The organism is Methyloceanibacter marginalis (genome assembly GCF_001723295.1).
Lineage (GTDB): Bacteria > Pseudomonadota > Alphaproteobacteria > Rhizobiales > Methyloligellaceae > Methyloceanibacter > Methyloceanibacter marginalis.
In genome coordinates this window covers 1-5000 of record NZ_LPWD01000072.1, presented here as the reverse complement: position 1 = coordinate 5000, position 5000 = coordinate 1, and the positions used below count along the sequence as shown (strand labels likewise).

At 64.9% G+C, this 5000-nt stretch carries 6 protein-coding genes; 4 read left to right on the top strand and 2 right to left on the bottom strand.

Annotated elements, in window-relative coordinates; genetic code table 11:
* Nucleotides 1–364 precede the first annotated feature (364 nt).
* The 3 genes from AUC71_RS03480 to AUC71_RS17325 are packed head-to-tail and all read left to right on the top strand — an operon-like array spanning nt 365 to nt 1997.
* Nucleotides 365–1180 (top strand): hypothetical protein, encoded by an 816-nt coding sequence (locus tag AUC71_RS03480; RefSeq protein ID WP_141701418.1) that lies wholly within the window; start codon nt 365–367, stop codon nt 1178–1180.
* Nucleotides 1177–1725, top strand: a complete 549-nt coding sequence (locus AUC71_RS20755; RefSeq protein WP_244500778.1) for a M23 family metallopeptidase — start codon at nt 1177–1179, stop codon at nt 1723–1725. Before AUC71_RS03480 ends, AUC71_RS20755 begins: the two co-directional genes overlap by 4 nt.
* Nucleotides 1644–1997 carry a M23 family metallopeptidase gene (locus AUC71_RS17325; RefSeq protein WP_244500777.1) on the top strand — a complete coding sequence of 118 codons (354 nt, stop codon included), beginning with the start codon at nt 1644–1646 and terminating at the stop codon, nt 1995–1997. The genes AUC71_RS20755 and AUC71_RS17325 overlap by 82 nt, the downstream gene beginning before the upstream one ends.
* 84 nt (nt 1998–2081) lie before the next feature.
* Here AUC71_RS17325 and AUC71_RS03465 read toward each other — a convergent pair whose 3' ends face one another.
* Nucleotides 2082–4052 (bottom strand): glycosyltransferase, encoded by a 1971-nt coding sequence (locus AUC71_RS03465; RefSeq protein ID WP_069623153.1) that lies wholly within the window; start codon nt 4050–4052, stop codon nt 2082–2084.
* A complete protein-coding gene (locus tag AUC71_RS03460; protein ID WP_069623152.1) occupies nt 4049–4696 on the bottom strand; it encodes an HlyD family secretion protein in 648 nt (215 codons plus the stop codon). Before AUC71_RS03460 ends, AUC71_RS03465 begins: the two co-directional genes overlap by 4 nt.
* On the opposite strand from AUC71_RS03460, the gene AUC71_RS18510 reads away from it, so the two are divergent.
* The coding region (locus AUC71_RS18510) for a hypothetical protein (RefSeq protein ID WP_141701417.1) at nt 4695–5000 on the top strand (306 nt) is incomplete at its 3' end. The two genes, AUC71_RS03460 and AUC71_RS18510, sit on opposite strands and share 2 nt — an antisense overlap.

Genomic DNA, 5000 nt, shown 5'->3' with positions numbered 1-5000 from the left:
CGCCGTGGGGGATTTGCGCGCCGTAAGCTTGGCCAGGCACTCGTGCCGGCCGCGCCCCGTGGACTCCCCACCATTCTTCTCGGCGAGACCCCGAAGACCGACCGCGAGCTGCCGCCGGTCTATCTCTGCGAAACGGGCCATGACGGCGCCGGCACACGCCTCAAATGGATGGCGAGCACCTGTCTCGCCGGCATGGTCGGCGTCTGCCTCATCGGCGTCGCCATCTATGCCTCCATGAATATGTCCGACGGCTCGGGCATGGTGAATTCCATCAAGCGCGCGAGCCTCGCCGCCCTCCAGCCGATCAGAGGCGCCCGCCTCGCCCAAGACGCCCAGAGCGCCTCCGGCCAGAAAGAAGACCGCATTGAGACGACCTCCGCCGCTCGCCAGCCGCCATGTTATCCACGACACGGTGGTGGAACGCCAAGGCAGCCGCGAGTCATCACCATCAAGCCCTATCTGCGCATCGTCGCCGGCCTTGCCACCGACATTCCCGAGAACGCCGACGAACTCCTCCTTCAATCCCTTCAAGCTCTATTCCGACACAACGCCGATCGGCGACGGCGAGGACGCGGCCGATTCCAGCCAGTCGCTCGTGGTCGATGTGGTCGACGTGCCCGGGGGTGTCCTGCCGGCCGCCGACAACATCGAGCTCGAGCCCGACCGGGTGAATCGCCTGGTGGCGCGCGCCGCGGAGAACTTCGCTTATGCGGACCAGCCGGTGGCGCTTGGCGAGAGCGGCGGCGAGGCCAGGCTCCAGCTCGCCTCCTACCGTCCCGACGAGGTCGAGCGCCCGCGCTTCCTGCCCAACACCACCGTGATGCAGAAGACGCTCGACGAGGAAGACGACCTCAACGAGGAAGAAGTCGCCAACGCCGAGACCAAGATCATCGAGGTCGGCAAGGGCGACAATCTGATGGGCGTGTTCGTCGAAGCCGGCACCGACAAGTCTCTGGCCACCGCCATCGTCGACAGCCTCGATGCCGTGTTCGGCCCCGAAGATCTGCGCCCCGGACAGAAGCTCGACTTCCGCCTCGTCCCGGCGCATTCCGACTCCGGCCAGATGGAGCCGGTCCGTGTCAGCATCTTCGATAAGGACGGCAACCACATCGTCACCGCCGCGCGCAACCGCGACGGCGACTATCTCGCCTCCACCAGACCCCCGACGGCGAAGTGGTGATCACGGCCTCGAACCGCGCCAGCCTGTATCAGAGCTTCTACCAGGCAGCCCTCGACCAGAAGCTTCCGTCCGACACCATCCTCAAGCTGCTGCGCGTCCATTCCTACGACGTGGACTTCAAGCAGAAGGCGCGCTCCGGCGACACGTTCGAAGTGTTCTTCGACGCCGACGGCTCGAGCGGCGACGAGGCGGGCGAACTGCTCTACACTGCGATGACGGTCGGCGGCGAGGTCCGCAAATTCTACCGCTTCCGCACCCCGGACGACACCATCGACTACTATGACGAGCACGGCTCGAGCGCCAAGAAGTTCCTGATGCGCAATCCCGTGAAGGGCGGCCGCTTCACGAGCGGATTCGGCACCCGCCGCCATCCGCTGCTGCGGCGCATCCGCATGCATACCGGCGCGACTGGGCCGCGCCGTCGGGCACCCCGATCCTCGCCGCCGGCGACGGCACCATCGAGATGGCCGAGCGCCACGGCGGCTACGGCAACTATATCCGCATCCGCCACGCCAACGGTTTCGCCACCGCCTACGGCCACATGACCCGCTTCGCCCCCGGCTCCAAACCCGGCGCCCACGTGAAGCAAGGCCAGATCATCGGCTTTGTCGGCTCCACTGGCCGCTCCACCGGCCCCCATTGTCACTTCGAGGTTCTGGTCAACAACAAGTTCGTCAACCCGATGACCATCGCCGTACCGCGCGGCCTGAAGCTCGAAGGACGCGAGCTCGCCGCCTTCCAGAAAGAGCGGCGCCGCATCGAAGCCCTGATGCAGCTCGATCCCGTCACCAGCCGCGTCGCTCAAGTGACCCAGTAATAATTCGTCCAGTAAGTCTCGAAGACCTCTCCTTCTCTCTCCCCTTACAATCAGGTCGCCGAACCGCGCCGAGGAGCCGCAGGCCTACCTGAACACGCGGGCGAGGAGCGCTGTGGCGACCCTGCTGGGGCGCACATCGTGGACCTCGGCATGGTAGGGTCCGGCATAGACGTGCTGGATCAAGGCCTTCCGGTTCGCGGGGCTTTCGGCGAAATGCACCGCGAAATTGTCCTTGCCGATGCGCGCGACGGTCGCCCTCACGTCGAGATTGTCGTAGCGCACATGCACGGGCGTTCCCAACGCCGCTGGCGCCGCGCCTTTGAAGCGCATGCCGGAGACGGAAATGTCGGCGATCTGATACCACTGCGTCCCGCTGGGCGTGGCGAGCAGGCCCGTCCGGTTCACATTGAAGCGTTCGCTGCCGCGCCGGTCGGCGGCTTCCACGGCGACGAAGCAGGCAAGAAGGAGGAGCGCGATATTGTACCAGCTCCACAGGAGCGCCATGCCGCTCGCATCGGCCAGCGGCCGCGTATCGTCGAGCACGAACGACCAGAGAATGCCCGCGACCGTCAGGAATAGATAAGGAAAGAAGCTGCGCAGGAGCGGCCACTGTATCGACTTGACGGCGCGGCTGCGGCCCTTGGCGGTCACCTTGAACTTGTGGCCCTGCTTCTTGAACAGGCCGATGGCGCACGACTTGATAATGGCGTCGGCGCATAGCAGCTGACTGAGATCCGACATGATCGGGATGAGACGTCCGCGCGAAATCCAGGTGGCGACGGCGATCTGCGCGGCGAATGCCGGTGCGAAATAGGAGATCGCGTCGCCCACATTGGCGTAGACCGCCTGAATGTCGAACAGGAGATAAATCGCCGGAACGATGAGCGTGAGGGCGCGGAAGGTGAAGGTCATCGACCAATGCAGGAACGTCTCGACAAGGCCGACCCTGTCGATGAAGCTGAGCCCGTTGCCGATGCGGAACGGTCCGCTTGCGCCGCGAACGATCTGCATGAAGCCGAGCGCCCAACGGCTGCGCTGCGTGATGTATTCCTTGAGCCCTTCCGGCGCGAGCCCAAGCGACAGGATCTCGTCGAGGAAGACCGTGCGGAACCCCGTCTCCTTCAAGCGTAGCGTCAGCAGATAATCTTCGGTCACGGAGTCCGTCGGGAAGCCGCCGATCTTCATCAGAGGGTCAAAGCGGATGAGTGAGGATGTGCCGCAGCAAAAAGCGCAGCCCCAAGCGTCTTTGGCCGGCATCACGACGCCGAAGAAATAGCGCTGCTCGTCCGGCCAGACCCGCGTCATGGAAAGATTGGTCTGGATGGGGTCGGGATTGAAGAAGTGCTGCGGCGTCTGCACGATGCCCACGTTCTCGTCCCGCATCAGCGACATGGTGCGCTTCAGGAAGGTCGACTTCGGCACGAAGTCGGCATCGAGGATCGAGATAAAGTCCGGCTTCTCCGGCAGGGATGCGAGATGCGCGAGCGCGTTGTTGATGTTTCCGGCCTTGGCGTGCGCATTGTCCGGCCGCGTGATGTAGCCGCAGCCATGCTGCTCGCACAGCTTTTCCAGCCAGGCGCGCCGGCCGTCGTCGCAAACCCATAAGCGGAAGTTTGGATAGTCGAGCGCCAGGGCGCCGATGACTGTGCGCTCGAGAATGCTCTCGTCTTCGTTGTAGGTGCAGATCAGCACGTCGACCAAGGGCGGCCGCGGCAGGTTGCGCACCCATGGCAGATTGCGCTCCACCTCCGGCGTGCGGTTGATCGTTCGCGTGAGAAACAGAAGAGAAAGCGTCCCGCCGATCATGGCGAGCGTCTCCACCACCACGAAGATCAGCCCCGCCGCGTAATCGAGTGTGAGGCCGAGCGGCGGAAGCGTGAAGCCGATCCGCCACAGCAGATAGCGCCAAGACACGAACAGGCAGAGGGCAATGACCCCCGTCCGGATCCAGCTATTGTCGCGGCTGAGCCAGGGCAGCACCGCGATCGCCAGAAACACGATGGTCAACCCGGGGAGGAATTGCTCCCAATAGGTGACGCCCGATGCGTAGGTCATTTGGCGGCAGCAAGCGCCGTCATCGGTCCCGTGGCGGTGTTGAACGTCACCTTGCCGGTGCGCCCAACATGGCAATCCGGTCCCGTCGCCAGGTTCGGCACCTCCACCGACACGTGATACGGCTCACGCGCCAAGGCTGTCTGCTTGATTGCCAGATTGGCGGGCGCGGCAGCCAAGCCATGAAGACCGGCGACCCGGCCCTGCCGCTCTTCGGATTCCCCACGCAGATGGAACGTGGCCGGCTGACCGATCTTGAGCGCGTTGTAGACCGCTTCGCTGACCGCGGCGCTCACGAGAACACCACCGCAATCCAGGACCCGGATCAGCTCCTGGCCCTGAGAGACCTGCTCACCGTCCGAGGTCAGCACTTCCCAGATACGGCCGGGAACCGGCGCCGTCAGCTTCGCCTCCGAGCGCAAGGTAAAGCGCTGCTCTTCTTTCGTCAGCTCCGACTGGAGCTGCGCGATGCGAAGCGTCTTCTCGTCGATCTCGCCGTCCAGGTCGATGACCTGCTGCGTGACCTCGTCGAGCCGCTGGGCGGTGCGCGGAATGTCGTTGTAGCTGTCCCCGACGAATAGGCCACGTCGCGCGGCGTCGAGCTCGATCTTGGTGCCGGTCAGCTTCTGCCTGAGCGATTCCGCCATGTTGACGGCCACCTTGTGGTCGCGCTCGGCCTTGTCGAGGGCCGCATCCGTCTGCCAGCCATTCGCCTTGAGGCGCGTGGCCCGCGACAGCGCACTTTCGGTCTCTTCCCGTTTGGCGGTCGCGGCCGCCGATCTCGGCCGTGAGCTCGGCGACACGCGCCTCGAGCTGCGCGACGCGGCCGGTCTGAAAAGCGTCACGCTGCTCGCGGAGCTTGCCTTGCAGGCCCTGGAGTTGCGCCTTGCGGCGGGTGAGCGCGTCACGCTCGGACTGAAGCCCGGAGATCTGGCGGCGCAGCGCATCGAG